At 46.2% G+C, this 25667-nt stretch carries 37 protein-coding genes, 1 tRNA gene and 1 riboswitch; of the genes, 10 read left to right on the top strand and 28 right to left on the bottom strand.

All coding sequences use genetic code 11. From position 1 onward, the window contains the following. Positions 1 to 17 precede the first annotated feature (17 nt). From NYE58_RS02615 to NYE58_RS02495, 25 genes are all read right to left on the bottom strand, one after another. A complete protein-coding gene (locus NYE58_RS02615; protein WP_076138558.1) occupies positions 18 to 827 on the bottom strand; it encodes a hypothetical protein in 810 nt (269 codons plus the stop codon). Between the two features lie 21 nt (positions 828 to 848). After that, the gene (locus tag NYE58_RS02610) at positions 849 to 1262 is read right to left on the bottom strand and encodes a RusA family crossover junction endodeoxyribonuclease (protein ID WP_076138557.1); all 414 of its coding nucleotides are present in this window, start codon (positions 1260 to 1262) and stop codon (positions 849 to 851) included. Next, a complete protein-coding gene (locus NYE58_RS02605) occupies positions 1219 to 1413 on the bottom strand; it encodes a hypothetical protein (RefSeq protein WP_143766786.1) in 195 nt (64 codons plus the stop codon). Before NYE58_RS02605 ends, NYE58_RS02610 begins: the two co-directional genes overlap by 44 nt. Beyond that, complete coding sequence (locus tag NYE58_RS02600) at positions 1394 to 1597, bottom strand: hypothetical protein (RefSeq protein WP_076138556.1); 204 nt, start codon at positions 1595 to 1597, stop codon at positions 1394 to 1396. The genes NYE58_RS02605 and NYE58_RS02600 overlap by 20 nt, the downstream gene beginning before the upstream one ends. Next, positions 1597 to 1719, bottom strand: coding sequence for a DUF6906 family protein (locus NYE58_RS02595; protein ID WP_341001010.1), 123 nt, complete (start codon positions 1717 to 1719; stop codon positions 1597 to 1599). The genes NYE58_RS02600 and NYE58_RS02595 overlap by 1 nt, the downstream gene beginning before the upstream one ends. Further along, complete coding sequence (locus NYE58_RS02590; protein ID WP_179088953.1) at positions 1703 to 1993, bottom strand: hypothetical protein; 291 nt, start codon at positions 1991 to 1993, stop codon at positions 1703 to 1705. Before NYE58_RS02590 ends, NYE58_RS02595 begins: the two co-directional genes overlap by 17 nt. A gap of 9 nt (positions 1994 to 2002) precedes the next feature. Beyond that, entirely contained in the window at positions 2003 to 3412 is a 1410-nt protein-coding gene (gene dnaB / locus NYE58_RS02585) for a replicative DNA helicase (protein WP_179088960.1), read from the bottom strand. Further along, positions 3405 to 3749 (bottom strand): hypothetical protein, encoded by a 345-nt coding sequence (locus tag NYE58_RS02580; protein WP_076138555.1) that lies wholly within the window; start codon positions 3747 to 3749, stop codon positions 3405 to 3407. The genes dnaB and NYE58_RS02580 overlap by 8 nt, the downstream gene beginning before the upstream one ends. Beyond that, positions 3736 to 4716 (bottom strand): hypothetical protein, encoded by a 981-nt coding sequence (locus NYE58_RS02575; protein ID WP_076138554.1) that lies wholly within the window; start codon positions 4714 to 4716, stop codon positions 3736 to 3738. Before NYE58_RS02575 ends, NYE58_RS02580 begins: the two co-directional genes overlap by 14 nt. Positions 4717 to 4743: 27 nt before the next feature. Continuing rightward, positions 4744 to 4923: a hypothetical protein gene (locus NYE58_RS02570; protein WP_076138553.1), complete on the bottom strand. Its 180-nt coding sequence runs from the start codon at positions 4921 to 4923 to the stop codon at positions 4744 to 4746. Further along, positions 4920 to 5627, bottom strand: a complete 708-nt coding sequence (locus tag NYE58_RS02565) for an MBL fold metallo-hydrolase (protein WP_076138552.1) — start codon at positions 5625 to 5627, stop codon at positions 4920 to 4922. The genes NYE58_RS02570 and NYE58_RS02565 overlap by 4 nt, the downstream gene beginning before the upstream one ends. Beyond that, positions 5627 to 6571: a recombinase RecT gene (locus NYE58_RS02560; protein ID WP_076138551.1), complete on the bottom strand. Its 945-nt coding sequence runs from the start codon at positions 6569 to 6571 to the stop codon at positions 5627 to 5629. The genes NYE58_RS02565 and NYE58_RS02560 overlap by 1 nt, the downstream gene beginning before the upstream one ends. Positions 6572 to 6584: 13 nt before the next feature. Further along, positions 6585 to 6824: a hypothetical protein gene (locus NYE58_RS02555; RefSeq protein WP_143766785.1), complete on the bottom strand. Its 240-nt coding sequence runs from the start codon at positions 6822 to 6824 to the stop codon at positions 6585 to 6587. Continuing rightward, positions 6825 to 8813, bottom strand: coding sequence for an AAA family ATPase (locus tag NYE58_RS02550; protein ID WP_076138549.1), 1989 nt, complete (start codon positions 8811 to 8813; stop codon positions 6825 to 6827). Continuing rightward, positions 8810 to 9040: a hypothetical protein gene (locus NYE58_RS02545; RefSeq protein WP_076138548.1), complete on the bottom strand. Its 231-nt coding sequence runs from the start codon at positions 9038 to 9040 to the stop codon at positions 8810 to 8812. The genes NYE58_RS02550 and NYE58_RS02545 overlap by 4 nt, the downstream gene beginning before the upstream one ends. A gap of 99 nt (positions 9041 to 9139) precedes the next feature. Then, a complete protein-coding gene (locus NYE58_RS02540) occupies positions 9140 to 9379 on the bottom strand; it encodes a hypothetical protein (protein WP_340888022.1) in 240 nt (79 codons plus the stop codon). A 196-nt stretch (positions 9380 to 9575) separates the two neighbouring features. Further along, positions 9576 to 9830 (bottom strand): AbrB/MazE/SpoVT family DNA-binding domain-containing protein, encoded by a 255-nt coding sequence (locus NYE58_RS02535; protein ID WP_076139119.1) that lies wholly within the window; start codon positions 9828 to 9830, stop codon positions 9576 to 9578. 1 nt (position 9831) lies between these two features. Then, positions 9832 to 10104, bottom strand: a complete 273-nt coding sequence (locus NYE58_RS02530) for a hypothetical protein (protein WP_076139076.1) — start codon at positions 10102 to 10104, stop codon at positions 9832 to 9834. Further along, a complete protein-coding gene (locus tag NYE58_RS02525; RefSeq protein WP_076139077.1) occupies positions 10101 to 10373 on the bottom strand; it encodes a hypothetical protein in 273 nt (90 codons plus the stop codon). Before NYE58_RS02525 ends, NYE58_RS02530 begins: the two co-directional genes overlap by 4 nt. Positions 10374 to 10382: 9 nt before the next feature. After that, positions 10383 to 10898: a transcriptional regulator gene (locus NYE58_RS02520; protein ID WP_076139078.1), complete on the bottom strand. Its 516-nt coding sequence runs from the start codon at positions 10896 to 10898 to the stop codon at positions 10383 to 10385. A gap of 129 nt (positions 10899 to 11027) precedes the next feature. After that, complete coding sequence (locus NYE58_RS02515; protein ID WP_076139079.1) at positions 11028 to 11240, bottom strand: hypothetical protein; 213 nt, start codon at positions 11238 to 11240, stop codon at positions 11028 to 11030. Positions 11241 to 11252: 12 nt separating this feature from the next. Further along, entirely contained in the window at positions 11253 to 11393 is a 141-nt protein-coding gene (locus tag NYE58_RS02510; protein ID WP_179088991.1) for a hypothetical protein, read from the bottom strand. 326 nt (positions 11394 to 11719) lie between these two features. Further along, a complete protein-coding gene (locus NYE58_RS02505; RefSeq protein ID WP_179088992.1) occupies positions 11720 to 11884 on the bottom strand; it encodes a hypothetical protein in 165 nt (54 codons plus the stop codon). Positions 11885 to 11993: 109 nt separating this feature from the next. Continuing rightward, entirely contained in the window at positions 11994 to 12131 is a 138-nt protein-coding gene (locus tag NYE58_RS02500; protein WP_179088993.1) for a hypothetical protein, read from the bottom strand. Then, positions 12132 to 12383 carry a helix-turn-helix transcriptional regulator gene (locus NYE58_RS02495; RefSeq protein WP_076139080.1) on the bottom strand — a complete coding sequence of 84 codons (252 nt, stop codon included), beginning with the start codon at positions 12381 to 12383 and terminating at the stop codon, positions 12132 to 12134. It lies immediately after the preceding gene. A gap of 166 nt (positions 12384 to 12549) precedes the next feature. On the opposite strand from NYE58_RS02495, the gene NYE58_RS02490 reads away from it, so the two are divergent. The 4 genes from NYE58_RS02490 (at position 12550) to NYE58_RS02475 (ending at position 15447) form a co-directional block, all read left to right on the top strand. Continuing rightward, positions 12550 to 12903, top strand: coding sequence for a helix-turn-helix domain-containing protein (locus NYE58_RS02490; RefSeq protein WP_076139081.1), 354 nt, complete (start codon positions 12550 to 12552; stop codon positions 12901 to 12903). Positions 12904 to 12919: 16 nt separating this feature from the next. Continuing rightward, positions 12920 to 13285, top strand: coding sequence for a hypothetical protein (locus NYE58_RS02485; RefSeq protein WP_076139084.1), 366 nt, complete (start codon positions 12920 to 12922; stop codon positions 13283 to 13285). 90 nt (positions 13286 to 13375) lie between these two features. Further along, on the top strand, positions 13376 to 14257 hold the full coding sequence (locus tag NYE58_RS02480) for an ImmA/IrrE family metallo-endopeptidase (RefSeq protein ID WP_076139082.1): 882 nt from the start codon (positions 13376 to 13378) through the stop codon (positions 14255 to 14257). 14 nt (positions 14258 to 14271) lie between these two features. Next, positions 14272 to 15447 carry a site-specific integrase gene (locus NYE58_RS02475; protein WP_076139083.1) on the top strand — a complete coding sequence of 392 codons (1176 nt, stop codon included), beginning with the start codon at positions 14272 to 14274 and terminating at the stop codon, positions 15445 to 15447. Between the two features lie 93 nt (positions 15448 to 15540). Here NYE58_RS02475 and NYE58_RS02470 read toward each other — a convergent pair. Both NYE58_RS02470 and NYE58_RS02465 read right to left on the bottom strand, forming a co-directional pair. Beyond that, positions 15541 to 15612 (bottom strand) — tRNA-Thr (locus NYE58_RS02470). 93 nt (positions 15613 to 15705) lie between these two features. Next, positions 15706 to 16014: an MTH1187 family thiamine-binding protein gene (locus NYE58_RS02465; protein ID WP_036682575.1), complete on the bottom strand. Its 309-nt coding sequence runs from the start codon at positions 16012 to 16014 to the stop codon at positions 15706 to 15708. 378 nt (positions 16015 to 16392) lie between these two features. Further along, positions 16393 to 16627, top strand: a riboswitch (cobalamin riboswitch). Between the two features lie 242 nt (positions 16628 to 16869). Between NYE58_RS02465 and NYE58_RS02460 the strand changes: the two genes are divergently transcribed. The 5 genes from NYE58_RS02460 (at position 16870) to NYE58_RS02440 (ending at position 23073) form a co-directional block, all read left to right on the top strand. After that, positions 16870 to 18855, top strand: a complete 1986-nt coding sequence (locus NYE58_RS02460; RefSeq protein ID WP_076124534.1) for an anaerobic ribonucleoside triphosphate reductase — start codon at positions 16870 to 16872, stop codon at positions 18853 to 18855. Next, positions 18852 to 19367, top strand: a complete 516-nt coding sequence (gene nrdG / locus NYE58_RS02455) for an anaerobic ribonucleoside-triphosphate reductase activating protein (RefSeq protein ID WP_341001009.1) — start codon at positions 18852 to 18854, stop codon at positions 19365 to 19367. Before NYE58_RS02460 ends, nrdG begins: the two co-directional genes overlap by 4 nt. Before the next feature lie 55 nt (positions 19368 to 19422). After that, positions 19423 to 21756, top strand: a complete 2334-nt coding sequence (locus NYE58_RS02450; protein WP_076142084.1) for a ribonucleoside-diphosphate reductase subunit alpha — start codon at positions 19423 to 19425, stop codon at positions 21754 to 21756. A 123-nt stretch (positions 21757 to 21879) separates the two neighbouring features. Then, positions 21880 to 22038, top strand: a complete 159-nt coding sequence (locus NYE58_RS02445; protein ID WP_179086978.1) for a hypothetical protein — start codon at positions 21880 to 21882, stop codon at positions 22036 to 22038. 3 nt (positions 22039 to 22041) lie between these two features. After that, positions 22042 to 23073, top strand: a complete 1032-nt coding sequence (locus NYE58_RS02440) for a ribonucleotide-diphosphate reductase subunit beta (RefSeq protein ID WP_036682584.1) — start codon at positions 22042 to 22044, stop codon at positions 23071 to 23073. A gap of 180 nt (positions 23074 to 23253) precedes the next feature. On the opposite strand, the gene ssuE is transcribed toward NYE58_RS02440, so the two are convergent. Next, positions 23254 to 23802, bottom strand: a complete 549-nt coding sequence (gene ssuE, locus NYE58_RS02435; RefSeq protein ID WP_036682586.1) for an NADPH-dependent FMN reductase — start codon at positions 23800 to 23802, stop codon at positions 23254 to 23256. Positions 23803 to 24203: 401 nt separating this feature from the next. Here ssuE and serS point away from each other — a divergent pair, with 401 nt between their 5' ends. Continuing rightward, positions 24204 to 25493 (top strand): serine--tRNA ligase, encoded by a 1290-nt coding sequence (gene serS, locus NYE58_RS02430; protein WP_076276018.1) that lies wholly within the window; start codon positions 24204 to 24206, stop codon positions 25491 to 25493. Positions 25494 to 25667: the final 174 nt, after the last annotated feature.

The raw sequence follows: 25667 nt of genomic DNA, 5'->3' as shown, positions 1-25667 counted from the left end.
GTAAGAGAAGGAGCAGCTTACGCTGCTCCTCTACTATCCTTCATTTTTTTCTCAACACGCTTCTTGTAGGTACCGTACTTAGTTGACAGTACAGATGGGCTGATCCCCTTCTCCTGAGCGATTTCCTTCCAGGTCTTCTTCAGTTCGATTCGCTCCTGTAGCAGCTCGGGAAACAGAATAGGCGTGCCGTCAATCTCGATGTCATCATAAACGGGGCGGTTGGTCAGAATGAAGGCTTCCAGCGCTTCCTTACTCACTTCTTCCAGATTGTCATCGCCTTCGGAACCAAGATTTTTGTCCTGAGTTGCTTCAGTGAGGTTCTCTCCGGAAGGAACGCTATCTTCTTCACTTTCCGACCCACTTTCGTCTCCATCACCGTTCAGCCACTCAGGCTCCATGCTATCGTCCTCTTCTTCATTCGCATGACCAGGATCAGGCTCTCCGTCTTCCTGGTGAGTAACAGAGGCACCATCTACCTCTGAAGCCTCAGCAGTTGGGATTCCTTCGCCCTCCTGACCAAATAGAGTACCCTGGTTCGGGTCTTTCTCTTCCCGCTTACCAATGTCCACAACAACACCGGAAGAATCGGTGATAACCCGGCGTCCAGTTACTTCCCGGAAGATATCCCCATCCTCCTCGTCAAAGTCAAATGCGGCCTGCGGATCTCCCATGAATACATTGATTTTTTCGCCTTGATTGCTGCTTAGGAACAAAAAATTTTCCTGCATCACTCTTAATGGAAGCAGCAGCTTAATTTCAACCTCCGTATCTCCGACTTTAATCCCCTTTGCTACTGTTGCGCTAAACTTCGCATAATCCTTAATCATTGCGATCCCGTCCCCTCTGGTTTATTGGAGTTCCTTAATTTTGATCTCAATCCGCGGCTTTGAACTGTACCGCTTCTTAACAAATGCATCTACGACCTGGCTGTCATCCTTCCAGATGATTCCCTTCAGCGCGTCCTTAACGCCCTTTAAGTAGTTGTCAGCGTCCGGCTTGGATATAGGTAAGATCTCTCCGCGCTCTGCGGCCTCAGCCCTTTTCTTACTAAAGCTCTTCGGAGTTGAGCGATAGGCAATTACTGCGATCCCCAGAGCGCCCTCCAGCAGAGCAGCCGGCGCAAACTCGCGCGCCGCCAGCCGAACATAATCTTTGTAATCCCGGGACTTGGCCGGGTCATACGCCCGCGGGAAGCCCCCTACGGTGCTAAACTTAGGTCTACCTTGTGCGACTGGCTCCCCGAGAACCGTAAACTCTATCATTCTTTCGACGCCCCCTTCTCCGCTTGCGTGGAAGCATTCCATGATCGAGTACATATACTGTCCCCGCCAGCCAGCCGCCGTCATCCCAAATAGAAAAGGAATGCCGCTGCTGGAAGAATGGATCAATGGGCTTATGCGTGCTTTTGGCCATCCAGTACCGCCTCCCTTTTCCGCTTGCCGATCGCAAGCTCAAACTCTCCAATTCCTTCATCTACATCCGCGGGATCCAGATCCGCAAACTCTGCAAGAAGGTCCACTCTTTCCACTATTACGCCTGTTTCGATATAATACCGACGCAGCCAGTTATAAACGTGCCAATAATTCCGCCTGCTCATTACACACCTTTTTTAATCGTCTTCGGTTTGCCTGTCTTACGACTAACTAAAATCAGTTCTTCAGGCGTGTCGCGCTCTATAAGCCAGCTCTTCGGGTCTACCCTTTCAAGACCTGCTAACATTATTTTCTGCTTCCTGGTCGGTCGTTTCCCCTGTTTCATTGCTTGCTTCCCCCTTATTCAGTTGTTTCCACTCTTCTGGCCAGGTGTATTTACCGTCAATCATCTGCACCACCATAAAATCATCAGAATCGGTGACACGGATCTCTCGAAATATTCCGGTTCTACCATGGAGTTGCGTATAGCGATAGACTTCCTCCGGAGTGTTCAGTGTCACCGAAGGAGTATGCCAGGTGCCCGGTTCTGGGAAGCAAAATCCGTAAAATCGCTCTTCCATATCGGCTCCTTACTGCGCCCATTGGCGCTTTTCAATGTCTTTCCGTGGTGCTGGCTCATTCTGCGCTCGTTCGTAATTTACAAATTTGTTGTAATTCTTCATGAACACCAGTTCCACAGTGCCTACGGGACCGTTCCGTTGTTTAGCAATAATGATTTCAATGATGTTCTTTTTCTCGGTTTCTTTGTCGTAATAGTCGTCACGGTAAAGGAACGCTACAATGTCTGCATCCTGCTCAATTGCTCCCGATTCGCGAAGGTCACTCATCATTGGACGCTTGTCCTGCCGCTGCTCAACACCTCGGCTAAGTTGGGATAAAGCGATAACTGGCACCTCAAGTTCCCGGGCTATTTGCTTCAAGGTTCGGCTAATCTGTGATACCTCTTCCTGCCGGTTCGCACCGCTGCGCCCTCTACCCTGGATGAGCTGCAGATAATCGATCACAATCATTCCCAGCTTGCCTTCTTTCTTCAACCGCCGGCACTTGGCACGAATCTCATTCACCGTTATACCAGGGGTATCGTCAATGTGAATGTCCGCCTCTGACAATAGCCCAACGGCCATCGCCATGCGTTCCCAATCATCACCTTCAAACTTCCCTGTTCGCATACGACTAGCATCGATCTGGGCTTCAGCACAGATCATTCTTTGTACAAGCTGCGCGGCGCTCATCTCCAAACTGAAGATAGCGACGGTCTCCTTCGCTCGTACTCCGACATTTTGAGCAATGTTCAGTGCAAAAGCCGTTTTACCAACCGAAGGCCGTGCCGCTACGATAATTAAGTCGTTTTTCTGGAATCCGGCAGTCATCTTATCGAGATCAGTAAACCCAGACTCAATCCCTGTGATTCCGCGGTTTATATCACGGACGTTGTACCGCTGCTCTGCCTCTTCCCAGACCTGCATCAATGCATCTTTGATCCCAATAAACTCACGTACTGGAACCGTCTGGTCTGAGAGTTTAGATACAGCAGTCTCAGCCATTGCAACGAACCCTTTAACATCCTGCTCCTCCCCAGCATTGCGAAGTAGATCTAGGGCCGTATCAATCGCTTGACGACGAAGGAACATCTCCTGTACTCGCTCAACATAGTAGGTTGCGTTCGCTGTTGTCGGCACTGCATGTGCCAACTTCGACAGGTAACTAACCCCACCAACCTTGTCGATTTCCTCGCTGTCCTGCAATTGTGAAGTCAGGCTGATCAGATCAATAGGCTGTTCCGCATCGCTGAGACGACGCATCGCTCTGTATATCCGTGCATGTCCTTCGTCGCTAAATTCCCCGCCTTGCAATATATCTGCCGAAGCTTCATACGCCGACTGGTCTATCAAGGACGCACCTAGTACCGCTTGCTCGGCTTGAAGGTCAACTGGCATTTCAATCCCTGCTGCTACTAAAAAAACCTCACGATCAAGCATTCGTTTCACCTCGAAGCTTCCGCATTACTGTTTCCCAATAACCTTCAGGTGGTGGTTTATGACTAGACACCCATTCATCAAGATTGGCGAAATGTTCTGCAGCAGCTTCCTTGCTGCGCTGGCTATCTTGCAAATCGCCCAGGCGGCCACGGATGTTTGCAATCTTTGGCTCTACCGTTTCAGTCAGAATATAGCGATCAATATTCTCTTGGGCTGTTTCCACCGGAAAATCTTTGAGATATTTATAATCTGCTTTCACCTTTTCGACAGAAGCATCAAAAAACGGGAAATGCTTCTTGATCTCTCGGTAAAGCTGAGCAACTTCAACCACTTCCACGCTTCTTCTCCTCCTCGATGAACTGTTCAAGCTCGTCAATTTCTTGCTGTCGTTGGCTTTTTCGACGCTCTCTTGAGGCTCCCAGGGCGACTGTTCCCTGCTGTGAAGATGCAGGGGGAGTTAGGTACCGCTCAAGAAATGAGGACAATTCATCCCAGCAGCCATAAATCACGGTTTTGCAATACGAGAAAGTCCGGATCTTATCCGAAGGTCTCCTCCGTTTGGCTTTCTTTCGGGCTATTGCCAGGTCGATAAAAAAGTATACGAGATCCAGCGGCATGGCCTCGTTCGCAATCTCACGAACATGTTCCCAATCGGTAGGAACGGGACTAAGTAGCCCGTTACGCTGCAAGTAATACTGCTCGATTTGAAGGACACGCTGTTCGACTGTCGGTTTATCAAAGTCTATTTTGCCTGTGGAGACGGCACCCACAGCGGTTGAAAGTACCCCGGACTTTGAACTCAACTCTTTTTGATCATCTTCTTCCAAGCCATCAATCCATCTATCAATCAAAATCTTTATAATATCTTTATTAGATCGGAAGTTTTCTTCCGGGTGATCGGAAGTTTTCTTCCTATCTCCATCCTCCAGATCGGAAGTTTTTTTCCTATCTCCATCGTCAGAGTGGAAGTTTACTTCCGGTCTATTTTGATACTTTTTTGAGTTCCGAACACTGAAAATAAGTCCATATGGAGCGCGGGTCACTCGTATGTAACCATGCTCCTCTAATCTTTTAATCCAATCGCGGATTGTTCTTCCGGTCACTCCGAAAGTTTCCTCCAACTCACTGCTGCGGATCGGCTTGTTCCCGAGGACGATACCCCAGACAGTTCCCCCTCTTTCCTTCTCCGATGTCGTGGAGCTGATACACCACAGGAAAAGCCATATCGCGCTGCCTATTTGTTTGTAATGTTGTGGCTGCAAAAGCCCTGAGTATGTCGGAAACGGGTAACTGCCTTCGGGCATTCAATCATCCCCTATAAATCATTCATATCAATCTCTATCATCCTGGAGGTAAACAATCGGATACTTCACCCGCTTCACCGTCCAGCCTGGATAAGCTCGAACGAAGTAATCTCGAGTTTCCCGCTTAAACTCTTCTTGATCTACCTTCATCAGCTTCCAGATCCGCTCTCCCATCATGCTCTGCATCATAGGTTTATCGTTGATCATCGATCTGCCACCCTAACAAGAGCTCCGGTAGTCTCCTGAATCTCTCTCTTAAAGCGCTCTGCGTCACTATTACCGTCAGATAGATGCAGTAACCAAATCTCCTCAACATTACGGGTATCATTGGCTTTCAAGAATTCTTTCACATTCTCCAATCCGAAGTGAGAACGAAGCAGCCGTTTCTTTTGAGCAGGATGCAAGTGACCCGCAGCCACCCGCTTGTTAACGATATCTAAGGAATAATTGCACTCCACCATGATGTGAGTAAGGTCTTTGAAGCGATGCCGGCAATAGTAGGTATCAGTCAGGAAGACTAGTTTATCTCCCTCTGTATTGGCTAGCAGGAAGCCTAACGGCTCCTCCACATCGTGCTGAATATCAAACGGTAGAATTGTCCAAGTACCAATTGTGAACTGCTCCAACGCCTTTATGACCTTCAGGCGATGTCCTGACAACCCTCTAGCAGTTGCCGTACCTTGACTGGTATAAATGTTGATGCCTGCTCTCATGATGTCAGGAGCAGCCTTGCTATGGTCCAGGTGCTCGTGTGTAATGAGGCAACCGGCAATGTCCGACATTCTAAAATTAAGCGCCCGTTGTATCGACTTATAAGGAAAACCGGCTTCCAGCAGAAGCACGGTATGCCCGTCAGATATGTGATAGGCGTTACCGGCGCTGCTAGAGCCGAGACATTGAATGTCAATCATCAGAACTGCATCTCTTGTTCAAGAGGAGGAACATCATCAGCAAAATTGTTAGGATCATTACCAGCTTGAGCCTTATTTCCAGTCGGTTGTCGTTTGGTCTCAGGAGTTTTTGACTTCTCTGCTCTTGGAGCTTCAGTAGCCTTTTTATCAGCTGCTGCTTCGGGTGTGATATCAATAATCTCTCCGTTCGCATGTTCTGCAATCTCTGCTTCCACCTCAGCTTCAGCAATCATTTCATCCTGTGCCTTGAAATGTTTCATGATCAAGCTGCTATCATCGGAGGTGTTCATATAAGCCTTGCATGCTCGATTAATGACAGTACGCTTTGCCATCTCACCAGGGAATTCATTATGCGTGCTGTTCTCCTTGTCGGGTCCTTGCTTCGACTTCTTCCATGATTGACGAATCTCACTCATGGTCATAATCTCGGTGTACTCATTACCGTCTTCCCAATAGATCGTGCAATATGCTCCAATAATCTTGTTATCATCGATGTTTTTAAACGCTGATTTATGCTTTGTGATTTTCTTACGACTACGAACAATCTCAAATTCAAATTCATCATCTTGGTAGATGATCTGGGCATCGATGTCAGAAGCTCCTGTTACATTCTTAGTGACTGCCATCGTCCCAAAGTAGCTTCGCTGGAAGGTAAGCTTTGTACCGTAAACAATGAAATAACCTTGTTTCTTAGCTGGATTCAGACCCTGAACAACCATATCCAGCAAAGAGTTAGCGATACTGTCCTTCGAGCAAGTTTCAAGAGCTGGCTTATAATTTTTATCCTGAACAGTTTGAAGGAGAAGCCATGCTGATTTCATAGCGTTCTCCGGACTATAGTTTGCGGGGAAGTGAATTTCCCCGCGTTCCTGAAACTGCCTTACTTTCTCCGCCACCACATCGACGGTGTCGCGTTTTACTAAAGCAAGTTGTGCTGTACTCAATTAAATCTCCTCCTTAATCGCAATACGTTCTGTTGCAGTGTGGGCATCCAGTAACAAGCTCCTGACCTGCTTTTTCAACAGAAATCCCAGCGGACTCACGTCCATCGAATTTCCCTTTCCATACATGGTGACCAGGTGCATAAATATTTTGATTACAAGACCAGCAGCGGCCAGTCTTTGGCGCGAAATGAGGAGCTTCATGCTCCTCACAATACTTCGCCTGTGCTTTAATACTTGCCTGAATGTCATGCATTCACATCGCCTCCTGCACAGCTGCCGTTTCAATGCGCAGCTTCTTATCTGCTTCACTTACAACCAGTCGGATCACCTGAGCATCAGTACTGATTAACTTAGTGACCGCCTCAGCGTTATCGACAAAGATCGGAGCTGAAACTCTGTAATGCTTGCTGAGTGTATTAATAATGTCCAAGCCGACATTGATTCGTGCGGCGTTATTCAGCCCGCCTTCATACGGAACGCCCTTGTATAGAGTGTCGCAGACTTCCTTCAGCCCGCCGTTGACCTGCTCTTCGAAGAGTCTGAACCGCGCCAGCTTGAACTTGCTGTTGATCTTGGCATCGAGCAGGTTGACTTTGGTACGGGTGAACTCTTCACAAAGGAACAGTTCGTGCTGCAGCCGCTCATATTCACCGGCCAAACTTCTCTCCTGCTGCTCCAACTCGGCGACACGTTGCTGCCCGCGCTTAACACCGTCGAATTTAGCCAGGTCCCGTTCCATATCCTCGACTTCCCTCCGCAGTTGGCTAATCTCTTCCCGGACACTTGCAGCCGCCGATTGGCTAGATTGCCGCAAAGTTACGATTTCCTGCTGAAGCTGGGTTGCTTCGGCAATCTTGCCGGCATACTCCGGATCTGCTGCTGGGTCCTTGACGCCCGCTCGCAGCTCAGCCAATTCAGCTTCTGCTCCGCTGATCTCCGCCTGCAAGGTGGCCAAAGTGTTATTCAGCTCGTCAATATCGACCTGAAGCCGTTTGACTTCCTGATCAAATTTTTCAGCTTCTGCAACAGCAGCCTTCCCATCTGTATTAATGCGGGCTTTCCGCTCTGCCAGGCGTAGATTGAAATCTGCTTCCGCCTTTTCATGCGTCGCCTTGATCTGCTCCTCCGGAAGAGCCTGTCCGCAAGTCGGGCAATTTGCATCATGATGATGCTCGAAGACCTCTTCTTTCAGAGCAGCAAAATCCGCTCTGAGCCTGTCGGCTTCCTGACGGCGCCCAGCAGCCAGACGTTCATTCTGTCTAATCCGCTGCTGCTTGTCTTCGATGCTCCGGTGGTACTGGTCGAGCTTCGAATGTTTCAAGTTGACTGCATTCCGCTTCTCGGTCACCATATTCAGCACTGATGATTCCAGCCGGGATTTGATTCCGATCTGCTCTGCCTCAAGCTCGCGCAGCCGCTTCTCCTTCACAGAAACCTCGCCGCCGGAGAGAATGCGAGACACCTCTGCCTCTCGGGACTCGATTCGACTACGCAAAAGGGCAACATCTTCCTTTATAAACTCTTCTTCCAGTTCGGCCACATCCGGCATCTGCCGCTTAACCTCGTTGATACGGACTGGCAGCTCCTTAATTTCCTTGTTAATAGCGGTGCTTCGAGCGATGATGACTTTCTTATGATCCTCCATTTCACGACCAGCCAAGATTGTAGGAAGCTCAGCCAGCTCCTCATTACTATGAATGACCTCGGCATCCGTCAGATCACCAGAAACCTCCAACAGCACCTTGCGTCGATCCTCTTTCTTCAACACTTCATTGAAATATGAAGGGCTGGTTAGCAGCCTGAACAAATCTTCCTTGATGATGGAATCGACCTCAGTCTGGAACTTCCGCATGCTGAGTGGGACGCCGTCAACATAATAAGTAGTAGTGTGGCCCTCGAAGCTCTCAACCGGTGCGCCACGCTTCTTTGTCCACTTCTCGGCGAATACCCGACGAAAAATCCGGCGGTGGCCATCTACCAGGAGAGAGCCTTCAATTTCATGCTCCAGCTTGTGCTGTTGAACCATACCGACAATGTTCAGCTCTTTGATTTCGAATTTCTGTTCTGTGCGATTCTCACTGTCTTTGCCGAACAGCAGCCAAAGGAAACCATCGAATATCGTGGTCTTTCCTGTGGCATTATCACCAAAAATGTCAATGTCCCGGCCATCAGCCGGAACATTGAATTCCTTAATCCCTTTAAAATTACGTAGCGTCAAGCGCTCCAGAACAATACGCTTCAAGCGATTTCCTCCTTCTCAGCCTGCGGTACCAACTGAGGGTATTTGATATTGTCGATGTGTGTATTGACCATATAAGCCAGCTCCGCAATAATTTCATCTGGCAAATGGAGCTGAACAGAATACCCTTCAGTCCGTAAGCTAATTACTGCAGGGCATGAAGGGTTTCTAGGTACGATACTGATTTCGACTGGTTTCCCGTTTGGGTCAAAAGATGTTGCCATACCCATGCCAACCACTCCCTCTTGTGTAATGCGCCCTCACCTGCTAAGATGAGGGCAAGTGAATAATTTAGTTATCAAAGAACAGTGATAGCCCATGCCTGTGGGCTATTTTTCGTTTTCTTCATGCTCAACGATCTGACGATATTCCACGATTACAGGAGCGTTCTCGACACTGGCTATCATGTGGCCATCTTCGTCCAGAACGACATACTCAGAATGGACATGGTCCTCATACTCAGAACCAACCTGCTTAATCTCAATTACTTCACTGCTATCAATCTCGGTTCCAACTTCAAATACTCGTGTAGGATTACTAACCACTGTTAACTTTTGAATGATTTGCATGAGCTTTCTCCTTTCTATGTATTTGCAAGGTGGGCGAGGGAATAACTGCACCAATAAAGACGGCCTTTTCAGCTCCCTTGACCTATGTGATCCGCCACCACCTTGGATGCGTCAGCCGCATCTTGGAATACCGGAGGGAGGAAGGTTACTTCTAAGCTCCGATACTCCAAGACAGGGGCCGAAGCCCTTGCTTGTCCTATTTAATTCCTACTGCTGCTGCCATTTGCTGAATAATTGCGCGGCTGTACAGCTTCCCCTCGAATGGGACCAAATCTTCCTGACTGCCTGTAATCGCACATCCCGGTGCATATTTTCGGAAGATGATTTTCTCGTCGTCCACGAAGATCTCCACAGGGTCTTTGATTTCCAGATTCATAGTTCTGCGCAGTTCAATCGGTATAACGATCCGTCCAAGCTCGTCAATTTTGCGTACAATTCCAGTAGATTTCATATTATTTAGCCTCCATAGGATTTATTTTTTGGTAGTGTTCTTTAAAAGCGGTTTGAATTTCAGAGGGAAGATTAGTGGTAATCTCGTCCCATGTATCATAAGTAGCTTGGGCAATATCCCGTTTACGCTCTAACTCCAGAACTTCAAAGCGGGTTGATGCTGGAGAGTAAAACGTTTTGCGGAACCGCCTTTCAGCAGCTGCCCTTTCATCGCTCACCTGTTTAAAGCGTTCAGCCAGGGCCTGGCCGAAACTTCTAATCTGCTGCTCCGTCAAGCTGCCCCCTCCTTGCGCTTTTCGCGCTTCGGGATTAAAATAGACAACAAGAGATTCTCTAACCGAGATTTCAAACCAAGTGACTGCCCTGACCGGCGGTCATTTTTCATTTCCATTTCCGCAAAACGAATCATGCTGTTCAGATATCCCTCTGCATCCTCGATCTTTTCCGGCAACATAATATCTGGATTTCTCTGGATCATCTGCAGATTATGAGCTGCATGATGTCCTGCTTCCCTTGCCTCAGCAACCAATCGTTCTCTTTCCATAACAAAACCTCATTTCAAATATTTTTTAGCTTTCAGCTCAGCTCGATGCTCTTTCCAAGTGCCTAGCCAGCTAAAGGAATACTCTTTACATAGCACGGCAGCCAGATGGGTCAGCGCTGTGATTGCCTCTACCGTCTCCATAAGCAGTCGCTTGATCTGCAGACGTTCGATATCATTGATCTGATCATTCGTTTTGCTTATTGGAGCATGTCCAGAAGCATCTAGCACTTCCCTCATCTCCTCGAGCGTTTTGAATAACACGCTGGCTCGATGTAAGTCCACATTATCCAGCCAAGGGGCAGAAGCACCACCGGTGACTTCCGCCGCCGCAGCCAGGAAAAGCTGACTATCATCGTAATGTTCAACCGCCGCTCTCATGACCGGCTCGGAAGCTTTACGTGTTCCTTTAACGATTTTTCCTATCTGAGAGCCATCAACGTGAGCAGCTCGTCCAGCATTTGCTAAAGTGTCTCCCTTACGCTGTATGACATCCTTGAGCGCATCAGGAAAATGTCCAATTGCCAATCTGGTTTCACCTCATTTGTCCAATTTAGTAGGATGCTATCGGACAGAGGCCTGATGTATGATGTTGTTAAGCAAATCCCCTTGCCGATTCCCCCACCCGCCGTTGCCGGTACAGCTCGGCGGGTTTCCTCATTCTCCGGAATCCTTGAAGTTTTTCCTGAACCAATAGAGAAAATCTCCCCAGATGATCCGTTTACCTCGTTCTCCGCCGATATCATAAAGCGGGCAACCCTTAACGGAGACAATGTCGTAAGTTCTGTTCTTGTCCATTTTCAGGCGTCTTGCCAGTTCTGGAATCGTGAGTATATCTGTTTCAGAGAATGGAGCTCCAGTTTGATTCATCCATATCTCTCCTTACTTAACTTTGATAAGTACATAACGCGAATATCCTTGACCATGTTCACGGTAATCGAGTATCCAGCCATCATTAATCAATCTTGTTGCTTCCTCCGCTTTACGCGTTTCTTTAATTTCGCTGATATCCTGAGCTTCCATGTGAGTTGCCTCCTTCGCTGAATAAATTTCCTCTTTCTGCTAAAATGGTTGTTGTCCAGACTGACCAAATTTTTCAGGAAAGGAGGTGAATGTAGTGCCACCTTTTGAACTCCAATCTCTGTGTAAAATTAAAGAATTGCGAACATCTCATTTTCAAATAAGCGATAGTAGGGACTCTATAATTAAAGAACTGAACGACATGCTATCTAAGGGATGGGTGCTTCTCAAAATTTACACTACTGTCACTAGTCACCCAGTAGATGAAAACAATGTTCGTGTCACAGGAGAAACCTTGAGCTATGTCCTAGGCTTCCCTCACAGTGGATTCAGTTATGTTGCAGACCAACATCGTTCGGAATTTGACCTATGACATACCTGCTGGATGTTTGATGCAGAAGCATCCAGCCTCTTTCCTTGTAATAATCGACTTCACGGAGACTGGTTACTTCCTTGATCTCCTTTACTTGCGCGAGATATTGTTGTTCGTCCATCCCATCACCTCCTTGGTATATTTTTTCAGTAAGATCACCTCTTTCACTGAGGATCTTGATGATCAAATTGTTAAGTATCAAGAAGAAAAAGATAACAAGATCGTTCCATTTAAACCCTGATCATAAGGAACTTGTACCTATCTCCTTGGCTGGCTGTCTGGTTCAGTAGCCAGCCTTCTTTCAGCAGTTTCAGTACCTCAAAAAAATCTTCAGTTTCCTTAACCTCCTTGGCATAATTTTTTTCCAATTAGATCACCTCCCTCTCTTCACCCAAAATTACCGAATCGGTAATTTTTTCCTCAAAAAAAAGTTCCTCTATTGTGACTCCAAAAATCTGGGCAACTTTAGCAAGTGTTTCTGCAGGAAATTTTCCACGACCAATTTCTAAATAATAGTAGCCATTTGCACTTTCATAACCTAATTGGACAGCCATTTCTTCTAACGATAACCCTGCATTTTTCCTCAGAACTTTTATTTTTTCTAAATCTACTTTCTTCACTTCACCACCCCCAAAAGTTACCGATTCGGTAATTATTGATTTGATTATAAATTACCATTTCGGTAATGTCAACAGTATTTTTACCATTATGGCAAATCTATTTATTTACCAATATGGTAATGATATTATTGACATGTCACACTATCTTTTTTAGAAAGGAGTTTCTATGCTTACTCTTGGCGGAAGAATAAAAAATCTTAGAGAAAAGAAAAACATCAAGCAAAAAGACATGGCAAAACTCTGTGGACTCACGATCGTCCAGTTGTCTCGTTATGAAACTGATGATAGAAAGCCTGATCCAGATGCTTTGAAAAATATTGCCGATGCTCTTGATACATCAGTAGACTATCTTCTTGGAAGAACAAACGCTCCGTCACCTGTTCGCAAAGAAACTAACATGTCATTTTATGGCGGACCAGATAATTACACACCTGATGAGATTGAAGAAATGGAAGCAGCACTCTTGCGTTACCGAGAGATGAAAAAGCGTGCGTCTGAGCAATCAAATCAGAAATTATAAGCAAATACTCCAGCCGATGGAGAAAAGTACAGGTGATTGCGTGCAAAATGAAATTAGAAAAGGAGTTAATCAAGCTAAGCAAAGTGAGCAAGGAGCAAATTGGTTCTTTGCAGAAATTTTAATCATTTCTGTGGTAGCTGGTTTCTATTTTTCTTCATGGTGGGTTTTTGGAGGGATTTTACTCGGTTCAATTCTGCTTGCTGTTAATAAAAAAGCTAGATTCGTTTTGTTAATCATATTAACAGTTGGATGTGGGGCTGTTGGTTGGATAATAGGGTCATGGTTTGATAATTTAGGTACTTCTGTTGTCCTTACGATTATTAGTTTATTGATATCTGGAGGCTATCATATCTGGGCTAATCAATGGATGGAAGACAATTAATTTCTTAGCAAAACTAATTATTTCAAGCCAGCAATGGCTTTTCTTTTCACAAAAAAACAGAACATATGTGCGTAAATCGGAGGTTATCACATGAATTTTTCCAACTACATTAAAACTCCTCTTGAACAATGGATCGAGGAACAATACCGGACTAATGGTGTACTCATACCACAAGATCTTGATATAGACAGAATCGCAATGATCTTCGGTGTAGACATCGTTTATTACGACAACAACTCCTTTAGCGATAACGATGACAAAGTAATTTTTATAGACAGACGTTATGAACAAACAGAACAGAGGAAGGCATTCTTTCATGAACTATGCCATGTTATCCGCCACTCTGGTGATCAACGTTGGATGCCAGATTTGTTTCGCGAAGCACAAGAGAATGATGCAAATCGATTTGCTCTATACGCAGCGATTCCGTTTTTTATGCTTGAGCAGATTAAATTACCCGTGAACAGAAGTGAATTAATTAGTTTACTGGTTAGCGATTATCAATGTTTTCCGGATTTCGTTGAACTTCGCTTTAAACAAGTTGAAGATCGAATATCCAATTCAGAATTTATATCTACTTTTACATATGGCGGGACCACTAAATCAAACTACGAATTAACGGTTAATGAAGCCTCTGATTTAGACCTGATATACCTCCAACAGCCCCGTATACATTCATTGTACGGACTAGACGACTTCTCCCGACCTCATGCCTTAGTCATTGAGCAACGGCTAGGATTCGATTGGAATAAGCCGCTTCATCTCAACGTTGAGCGAAATTATAAACTTCTTAGTCAGTCCTTTTATCGAACTCGATATGATGCCACTGTACAGCCTGGAGATCTCTCTGTGCCACCAAATCAATCTGAATATGTGACGATTAATTTATCCCGTGTTGCTTGGCGACATGGCCAAGATGTGACACGGCTGATACTACCGCTGGAAGCTATCGATGACGCTATAAATTTCTAGGAAGGAGGGTTTATTTGAGAGGACATGTTGCAAAAAAAGGAAAAAGATACTATATCGTTGTGGATTTTGACAAAGAAGACAACGGAGGGAAACGTAATCAGAAATGGATTTCTGGCTGGGATAAGAAAAGAGACGCAGAGAATGCAATGCCTGAAATCCTCTCTAAACTGCAGAATGGAACACTTGTTGAACCATCGAAAAAAACGTTCGGGGAATTAATGGAGTCTTGGTTAGAAGATAAGAAGACTTCTGTGAAATATGGCACCTGGGCGTCCTATAACTGGTTAATTCGTAGACACATCATTCCGAATTTAGGGAAGAAAAAGTTAGCAAAACTCAAACCCCAAGATTTTCATGATTTTTACCACAAAACGCTTTTAAAAACACTTGCGGTTGGCTCGATCAGAAAGGCGCATGTCATTATCATGGATGCACTTAATCGAGCGGTTACCTGGGGGGAAATAAACATGAATGCGGCATCAACCGTAACGCTGCCGCAAGGAAAAAAGATGAAATTCGAGGTATTGGATGAGCACCAGCTAAAAATATTTTTGGACGCTGCCCTGGATGATCAGTATTACGTTGCCTTTGAGCTTGCAACATCAACTGGCATGCGTCAGAGCGAAATCCTCGGTGTAGGTTGGAAAGATACTGACTTGAAAACTAAAACTATATCCGTTCGCACTGCATACACGCTGGATGAGGATGGTTATTCGCTGGACGACACTAAGAGTGACGGTAGTGACCGTCCTATTGCCTTATTCGAGGATACGGTGCGCCTACTGACAAGCCAAAAAGAAATTCGTGTCAAAGAAATTGCAACTAACGAGTTTTACAAGGATTCTGGTCTCGTCGTTCAGACAAGCGTCGGAACTCCAGTCGGTCCTCGTCTACTGATGAGACACTTTTACCGGATACTCAATCAGATACGAAAGGAACACCCTACATTCCCTAAAATCCGCTTCCATGATCTCCGTCACACTCATGCCACCTTACTCCTTAAAGCGGGGGTACATCCGAAAATAGTCCAGGAAAGATTAGGCCATTCATCAATAAATATCACCCTGGATACTTATTCACATGTTCTCCCCAATCTGCAGGAAGCAGTACTCCGGGGGATCGGCGATTCCATCCTTGGAACCCGAAAAGAAGTAGAGAAAATTGACGTAACACCCACTTTACTCGACTAAAGGTTAGAAGAATGTTAGAAGTCAGGGTCTTTAATAAAAAACAGCGCGGTCCCAAATAACCGAGAACCCGCGCCGTTGTCGAATTCTTGAGGATGCTGGTGAAGGGAATTGAACCCCCGGCCTACGCATTACGAGTGCGTTGCTCTACCCCTGAGCTACACCAGCTTAACGCTGTTTTTCTGTCAAACAAAAAATATTATACAACTTTCAGCCAGAAACGCAAGCCTATTTCTCCCTGTTTTCCGCCCTCCTAAACTGCTAATCCACCTGTAGCTTACGCTCCACAGACTCTAACTTTCCACGGCTAGTAGAGGGTTTATCGCGGCGGTCGTCTATTTTAAGTGAGGTAGAGACACGTTCTGCACCTGCGGCAAAAGGAGACTCATGCAAAGCTTCTACCGCGGCAAAAATGCGTTGCAGAGGCCCTTCGATGATCGTACCCATAGACGTAAGTTCATAAGTAATCCCTTCTACTGTCTTCAGCACCCGCTGCATATCCGCAACATAGCTGCTAAGACTGGTACTGCCTGTTCCAATTGGAATAACTGTAACTTCAGCAATAGGCATGAGAATACCTCCTCGAAATTTTATAGTAGCTGTCTCCTTCCATTGTAACAATTCCACCGCTCTGTCACAAACTAAGCAAGATTATCCTCCCTTATCTCTTCTATTTCTTCTGATTACTCCAAAATATGACTTGGGGCTAAGAGTATTTTCTCATGAGCAAATTCTAGGGTCATCTGCACTATATTTATGGACTCTTTGTGGCATCTTTTCGGACAATTTATGAATCATTTTGCATCTCCCTGTGGATCAATTGTGGATTACTTATGGACAGCCTGTGGATCATTTGTGGAGTACTTTTAAAGAACCCGCTCCCCGCGCGGGTTTTCTAAAAAACTGTTTACAAACACAACATCTTGGGTTATTTTTATCTAACGACAACAAAATATAGTGGAGACAGGCGCTTTGATCCTTAACCGGATTTAGAGCTTAATAGGGAAGCGCGGTGAGAATCCGCTGCGGTCCCGCCACTGTAACCGGATGGCCTTCTTAAGCTTCTGGGAAGCTTGAGAATCCACATCTCCCGGCAGATGCCACTGAGGGTTAGGAACACCCTTGGGAAGGCGCCGAGAGATCCCACGGAAGCCAGGAGACCTACCTGTTTCGACGACACCAACTATTGATGCCTGCGAGGAACAGGGATGGTGTCCGCATGCGGTCATCTACGTAGAGACCTCTGCAAATATCCGTGTGGATATTTACATAACGCATCGGGCATTTTCTGCCATCCTCGGGTAGGGGATGCTTTTTTTATGTAATCTGAACAAATATACGACTGCTTATAGCAGTCCAACTTCTTATGGATATATGGATTTGATGATAGATGTTTTTCTTTTATACTGAGAGGAGAGCTGTACAATGACGTTGTTGGAGAGACAATTTAATGGAGTAGAAAATGCACGGGAAGTTCTTTTAGAAGAGCTCATTGATTTAGGCCGGGATATTATCGACAGTCGGGATATGGACCTATTGCGCGAGAATGCCAATTTGAATGGAGAGAGTTTCTCCGGTAAAATGAGCAAGTTCGGCAGTGAATATTCAAAATGGTACGCCCGCAATTTTACGATGCCGCCACAGCTAGTGCAGGCTATTGATGACAATGTCGTCTATGTGCATGATCTGGATCAATACGCGATTGGAACGACGAACTGTATTTTTATCCCGTTTGATAAACTTCTCCGTGAAGGTTTCAATACCGGCAACGGCAGCGTTCGTCCTCCGAACTCAATAATGACAGCTATGTCTCTGGTAGCGATTATTTTCCAATCCCAGCAAAATGCTCAATATGGTGGTGTATCCGCCAATAAACTCGATTACGATCTGGCACCTTATGTAACCAAATCCTTCGCCAAGCTGTTCCGCAAGGGTCTGGATTATTTTGAAGAAGGACAAGCTGACGAATCTTTGGGCGAGATTACGATGAGCCGGACCGATCTGGCGGAGTCATATCCAAGAGCGTTCCGTTTTGCACTAAAGGAAACCGAAATCGAAACTCTGCAAGCGGCTGAAAGTATGGTACATAATCTGAATACCATGTCCAGCCGATCCGGTGGACAAATACCGTTTACCAGCATCAACTACGGTACTTGTACTTCACCAGAAGGTCAGCTTGTGATCAGTTCTCTGCTAACCGCAACTATGAACGGACTTGGCAGCGGAGAAACACCAGTGTTCCCGATTCAAATCTTCAAATGCAAGCAAGGAATCAATCAACAGCAAGGCGATCCTAACTATGAACTGTTCCTAAAAGCAGCTGAATGTTCTGCGCGCAGACTATATCCAAACTTCGCTAATCTGGACGCTCCGCTCAACTTGCAGTATTATGATTCAAGTGATCCTGATACGGAGTTCGCTACAATGGGCTGCCGAACCCGAGTGCTCGGTGACCGTTTTGGGCGTAATCATTGCTCTGGGAAGGGCAACCTTTCCTTTAATACACTAAATCTGGTTCGGCTAGGTCTGGCACACGGCACAGTAACAGGCAGACGTACCGTCGCAGACGAAGCTGGCTTCTATGAAGATCTAAATCATTATATGGATATTGCGCTGGAAGGACTTCTCCATCGCTTCCACATCCAAACCGCACAAAAAGCTAAAGCTTCCGATTTCATGATGCGAGAAGGCGTTTGGGAAGGCGGCGAACATCTTGCACCCGATGACACTGTAGGCGATCTGCTGAAGCATGGCAGTCTGTCTCTTGGCTTCATCGGTATGGCGGAATGTATGAAAGCTATGTACGGCAAACACCATGGCGAGGATATGGAAGTTCATGCCAAGGCGCTGGCTATCGTGCGTCATATGCGGGACTATTGCGATCGGAAAAGTGAGGAACTGGATCTTAACATCACCCTGTTCGCAACTCCAGCAGAAGGTTTGTCCGGTAAATTCACCAAAGTTGACCGCAAGGTACTGGGTTCCATTCCGGGCGTAACCGACCGTGAATATTATACGAACTCTTTTCACATCCCTGTATACTTCGATCTGGGTGCTGCTCAGAAGATCAGCTTGGAAGCTCCTTTCCATGAATACTGCAATGCCGGGGCTATTTCTTATGTCGAATTAAACGGCAATGCCCGCAACAACCCATCGGCTTTTATCAAAATCATTAAATATGCGCTCGAACAACAGGTCAGTTATTTCAGCATTAACCATCCGATTGACCGCTGCTCCAGCTGTGGATACGAAGGCGTAATTGGGACAAACTGTCCTTCCTGCAACGCAAATGAGAATGACGTGCACATCCGCCGTTTGCGCAGAGTTACAGGTTATTTAACCGGCGACTATCAGACCCGCTTTAATGCCGCCAAACAAGCTGAAGTTCGGGATCGCGTTAAGCATCTATGAATATTTGCGGTTACTATCCGGAGTCGATTAACGAGGGAGAGGGCATGCGGGCCGTCCTCTTTCTCAGCGGCTGCCGCCATCGTTGCCCGGGATGTTTTAATCCCGAGACATGGAACTTTAAATATGGAGAAGTCTTCACCTTAGAACGACAACATGAAATCATTGCAGAAATCGCCGCTAACCCTTTGCTGGATGGTCTGACACTGGCAGGCGGCGATCCTTTTTTCTCAGCAGAAGAGTTGCTGGGGTTCATTCATGAGCTTCGCACTGTACTGCCAGGGTTCTCAATCTGGATTTACAGTGGTTATACGTACGAAGAACTTACAGCCCTTCCCGGTACGCCGGAGTGGAATCTACTTAAACAGTGTCAGGTGTTAATAGATGGAAGATTTGTAGAAGAACTGAAAGATACTACGCTTCTCTACCGGGGAAGCTCCAACCAACGCATTATCGACATTCCGGCCAGCATGAACGGCTCGGAGTTCTTTCTGTGGCAGCCTGCTGCGCTATAATATATCAATTTTTGATATTGAAAATTAATTTGAAATAAGAAGGGATGAACTAACCATGCCGCAATTCGTAGTAAAACCGGATAATCGCCAACTGGCTTTTGATGAGAACCGTCTTTCCGTCTACGCTGACCGTATTCTGGAAGGTCTCGATCAACTAAATAAAGAAACTTTGCTGCGTGGAGTGAATTCCAAACTGCGTCGTGACTCGGTAAGCGGAGAAGAAATCAGCAATGCCTTCACCATGAGCGCTCTAGAGCTTGTAACAAAAGAAGAGCCTAACTGGAAGTTCGCAGCTGCCCGCGCCCTTCTGACTACCCTTTATAAAAAAGCTGCCGTTCATCGCCGCTACAAAGCTTATCCAGAAGAGCCTTACGGTGAATTGTATCCACTAATTACGGATCTCGTGAAAAAAGGAATCTATCGCGAAGAACTTCTAAGTCATTACACCAAAGAACAAATTATCGAACTAGGCGGGTGTATCGATTATACACGCGACCTTTTGTTTGACTATATCGGTCTGCTTACGCTATCCGACCGTTATTTGGCGCATGATTTTGACGGCCGTGTAATGGAGCTTCCACAAGAACGTTATATGATTATTGCTATGTACCTGATGCACCGTGAGCCAGCTGAGAAACGTCTTGAGCTTGTAAAAGAAGCTTATTGGGCTATGAGCAACATCTATATGACTGCTGCTACACCTACAATGTCCAATGCCGGCAAAAAGGTCGCTGGACAGCTATCCAGCTGTTTTATTGATACTGTAGACGATTCCCTAGAGGGTATCTTTGACTCCAATACAGACGTAGCACGTCTTAGCAAAATGGGCGGCGGCATCGGCGTTTACCTCGGAAAAGTACGGGCACGTGGTTCGGATATCCGTGGCCACAAGAACACAAGCTCCGGTGTAATCCCTTGGATTCGCCAGTTGAACAATACAGCAGTCAGTGTAGACCAGTTGGGCACACGTAAAGGTGCTGTAGCTGTTTATCTTGATGTATTCCATAAAGATATTCTCGCTTTCCTCGATCTTAAGCTGAACAACGGTGACGAGCGTATGCGTGCACATGACGTGTTCCATGGCGTCTCCCTGCCTGACCTGTTCATGGAAGCTGTAGAATCGCGCAGCCATTGGAACCTCTTCTGCCCTCATGAAGTGAAAAAGGTCATGGGCTGGACAGATAAAAACGGCCGTCCACTAGGATTGGAAGATTTCTACGATGAAGAGCTTGGCAAAGGTACTTTCCGTGAAAAATATGCTGAAGCTACAGCGAACCTGGAATTATCCCGGATCACTGTTCCTGCGATCGACATCATGAAACGGATTATGAAATCACAGCTAGAAACAGGTACACCGTACATGTTCTACCGCGATACCGTGAACCGGACCAACCCAAACCGTCATCAAGGTATGGTTTTCTCCTCCAACCTGTGTACAGAAATTATGCAGAATCAGTCTGCAACAGTTATTGAGCAAGAAGAATTAGTAACTAAAGATGGCCAGACCCGGATCGTTATTTCCAAAATCCCTGGCGACTTCGTAGTCTGCAATCTGAATTCGATTCACTTAGCACGGGCGATTCCAGCTGGCGTATTAGAAAGACTTGTTCCGATCCAAGTTCGTATGCTTGATAACGTAATCGACATTAATAACATTGAAGTTCTGCAGGCACAATACACGAACAGCCAGTACCGCGCAGTAGGTCTCGGCACATTCGGCCTGCATCACCTATTGGCACTCAAGGGCATTCGTTGGGAATCCGATGAAGCCGTAGAATATAACAATCATTTATATGAACATATCAACTACCTGTTGGTTCGTTCGAGCATGGAGCTTGCCCGTGAAAAAGGCCGTTATCCGAAATTTGCTGGATCCGATTGGGAGACTGGCGCATACTTCACTTCCCGCGGTTATGTTAGCGGTGAGCAAGAAGGTAAATATGTAACGACTGAGCAATGGCGCGAGCTGCAAGAAGAAGTAGCTAAGGACGGCGTACGTAACGCTTGGATGTTCGCCATTGCGCCGAATGGATCTACATCGATTATTGCCGGCTCCACCGCCAGCATTGATCCGCTGTATGAACTGCTTTCCTATGAAGAAAAAACAACTTATAAGATTGCTAACCCAGCACCGGATCTGTCCGACAAAACGATCTGGTACTATAAGACAGCATTTACGATTGACCAAAACTGGTCGATCCGCATGGCTTCTGCTCGCCAGCGTCACGTCGATCAAGGCCAAAGCTTCAACCTGTATGTCCGTCCTGACATCAAGGCTACCGAGTTCCTGGAACTGCATCTGAATGCCTGGAAGGGCGGCTTGAAATCAACTTATTATGTGCGTAGCCGTGCTTTGACTATAGAAGAGTGTGAATCTTGCGCTAGCTAATTATCTTAGTGCCCTGAATAGAAAAACGATGATGAATTTCGTAACTGCGAGGAATGTTTGGGCTTCCGGCCGCTGTTGTCATCAGAGGTCTAGATCTTTACCGCTATTAGCGGATGACATCCGATGACAGCATATGCTTTCGATGCGAGCTTTCCTACGGAAAGCTTTCGGGCGAACGCTAACGCTCCTACAGCTCCAAACTTCCTCTCCGTTACTCCATCACCGTCTTTCTATGAACAAGACACCAAAGAAAGATTACCAGCGCAAAAAATGGAGGGATAAGAAATGCAATTACAAAAGATTTTTAATACTGAAGCACCTAACCAATCCACACGCATTATCGACGGTGAATGCTCAGGTATTCTGAACTGGAATGATATTCGCATGCCTCATATGTACAAGCTGTATAAGGTACTGCTGCTTAATCACTGGATCGCGGATGAAATTCCAATGTCCAAGGATGCGCAACAATTCCCGATGCTGGATGCCGAGGAACAACGCGTATTTAAGATTAATATCTCCCTACTCGCTGTGCTGGATTCGATGCAGACGATGTTCGTGAGCGACGTGAAGCGTTATTTCACCGATTCCTCTTTGGAAGCTATCTCCGCTATTATCGGGCAGCAAGAAGTGGTGCATAACCAATCCTATTCCTATGTTCTATCCTCTATCGTGTCGGAGAGTGAGCAGAAGGAAATTTTTGAATATTGGAAAAAAGACCCTGTCCTGCTGGAACGCAATCAGTTTATCTCTGATATTTATCAAGAGTTCCGTGATAACCCTACGAGACAGACCTTTTTCCATGCGCTGGTAGCAGATCTCATCTTGGAAGGAATTTTCTTCTACAGCACTTTCGCCTTCTTCTACAATCTGGCCCGTGACCAGAAGATGATGGCAACCAGCCAAATGATCTCTTATATTCAACGTGACGAGAATCAGCACTGCTACTTCTTCGCAGAAGTATTTAAGCAGCTGCTCGTAGACTTCCCTGAGCTGAACACCAAAGAAAACATGGATTATGTATACCGTACCATCGACCGCGCGGTAGAGCTCGAAACCAACTGGGCTTATTACACACTTACTAACGTGCGTGGTATTGATCTTAACGAGCTTAGCGACTACATCAAATATACAGCGAACAAACGTCTGACTTTGATGGGTATGGAAAAAGCTTACCAAGGTGTTGACGTTAACTGTATGCCTTGGATCAAACCTTTCTCCGATGATGCGCTTAATGCTACCAAAACTGACTTCTTCGAAGCTAAGTCCCGCAACTATGGTAAGGTTGGCGACGATAACGGATTCGACGATTTGTAAGACCGGATATATAATAATCCCTATATAAAAAAGAGGCCATTCTCTACTTTCTTAGTGAGATGGCCTTTTTGCTATAGCTTATATAATGCAAAAAGCGCCCCTCTCCCCTGGTATCAGGGATGAAAGAGACGCTTATACGTTTGTTATTAGCACTAAGCACAGAAGGCTTGCTACTTAGTCTTATGCCTTGCGTTCCACACGATGTGTAGTTTCTTCTGCAAGCTCATCTAATGCATCGTTCAGGCGCAGCTTCAGCTCCTCAGCAAGCTCTACCACTCCGTGATCATTACGAACCACTTGAGAATCCACGGCATAGACGCCGCCAAGAATGTAACGCGCGCCCAGTACAGACAACACAGGTTTCAATGCGTAATCAATTGTGAGCAGATGCGCAAGACTGCCGCCCATGAACAGCGGGAGTACAACTTTTCCGGCCAATCCCTTTTGTGGAACCAGATCTAAAAAGGTCTTCAACACGCCTGTATAAGAAGCTTTATAAACCGGGCTAACCACAATTACCGCATCAGCTTCCGCTACAAGGCCATTGGCTTTGACGATAGACTCACTTTCAAACTTAGTGTGAATCAAATCCTCCGCTGGTAGTTCTGCTACGTTAATACGCTCAACCTCGAAGCCCTGATTGGTTAAGCTGGCCTCCGCATATTCTATAGCTGCATTGATACGCGATACCAGGGAAGGCGTTCCATTAATCACAACAATTTTAGCCACTTCTCCACCTCTTCCATCCCACTTAAGCAGCTCACACTGCTTTATTTATTATCCCGACAAAATTACTTTAAATTAATACTAATCCTAACGTAGAATTGATATTTTTGTCAAACCATAACCACTTGCGCTCCTCCCACTCTTACGTTATACTAAGCAACAATATTAAATCCAACAATCAGGCCAATGATCGGCATCCAACCGTGAGGCGTCTGCGACCGGAGTCTACAACAACTCCCTAAGTTCACCGGGTTTCGCCCGTTACCGCGAAGACCAAAGAGGGTCGGATTGTTCCTGCAGTTAAGGAGATTCGATCAACCTGGGTGGCACCGCGAGCTGACGCTCCTCGTCCCATGGATGAGGGCGTTTTTTGCGTTTTTTTAACCAAAAAGGAGCGAAACGGTATGCTGGATATGAACTGGATCAAAGACAATCAGGAACTTGTAAGAAACATTACGGCTTGGAAAAGAGTCGACTTCCCACTGGATGAACTGCTGGAATGGGATGAGAAACGGCGCGAATTGCGCCAAGATACGGAACAGTTGAGAGCCCAGCGTAACGGGCTGACCAAAGAGGTTGAACGACTTTTACGACAGGGTGACAGCGTGGCAGGAGAAGCAGTTAAAGAACAAGTAAGAGAACTGAACAACCGCCTGAATCTCTATGAGGCAGAACTAACTGAGGCAGACCGGCGCTGTGGAGAACTCATGCTGCTCGCACCAAACCCTGTATCTCAGGATACACCGATTGGCCATGATGATAAAGATAATGTAGAACTGCGACGAACCGGAACGTTGCCGGAATTCGGCTTTAAACCGCGTGATCATGTAGAGCTAGGCGAGCTCCACAATATCATCGATATCCCCCGTGGCGTCAAAGCAGGCGGCCCACGCAGCTATGTGCTGAAGGGTGCAGGGTTGTTGTTACATCTCGCTGTACAAAGGCTGGCCATTGATGTACTAACTGCCCGCGGGTTCACGGTGATGGATGTTCCCGTGATTGTCCGTCCGGAAGCGCTGGAACGTACGGGCTTCTTCCCCGGCGGGATGGATCAGACCTATGAGCTAAACGGAGACAATCGCTGGCTGGTAGGCACATCGGAGGTGTCGCTTGTCTCGCTGTATAGCGATGAGATTGTCGAACTGGATTCGCCAATGCGACTCGCCGGAATGTCGGCCTGCTTCCGCCGTGAAGTAGGATCGGCGGGACGAGACGTGCGTGGCCTGTACCGTGTTCATCAATTCTCAAAAATCGAACAAGTTATCTTATGTCGGAATGATGAGGGCGTATCAGAGGGCATGCTGCAGGAGATTCTTGCGAATGCAGAGCATATTCTACAGCTCTTGGAACTTCCCTATCGGATCATGTCTGTCTGCACAGGAGATATGTCCCTGAAGACACATAAGCAGTATGACATCGAGACTTGGATGCCAAGCAGAGATGCATACGGAGAGACACACTCGGCTTCCAACCTGCTCGATTTCCAAGCTCGTCGTTCGGGCATTCGTTACCGGGATGCCGACGGTAAGCTGCAATACTGCCACACCCTAAACAACACCGCAGTGGCTACACCAAGGATCCTAATTCCGCTGCTGGAGAATCATCAACTGGAGGATGGATCCATTTACATTCCGCAGGCACTGCGTAAATATATGGATGGAATTGAACGGCTTGAGCTTCCGCACCAGCAGTGATGTGTTGTCCAAGTAGATTTAAAATCAATAATGCCCTTCCACTTCTGGATAAGAAGCTGGAGGGGCATTATTTTTGTTCCGATACATTCTATATAATTCTAATCACTATTGTTTTCCCTATGTAAAAATTAACAAAACTCTAGAATAAATTTGTCGCAATCCATAATAAATTCA

Source organism: Paenibacillus sp. FSL L8-0708, from assembly GCF_038009325.1.
GTDB classification, from domain to species: domain Bacteria; phylum Bacillota; class Bacilli; order Paenibacillales; family Paenibacillaceae; genus Paenibacillus_AQ; species Paenibacillus_AQ odorifer.
The sequence above is the reverse complement of the archived record's forward strand: the minus strand, read 5'-3'. Positions and strand labels throughout refer to the sequence as shown.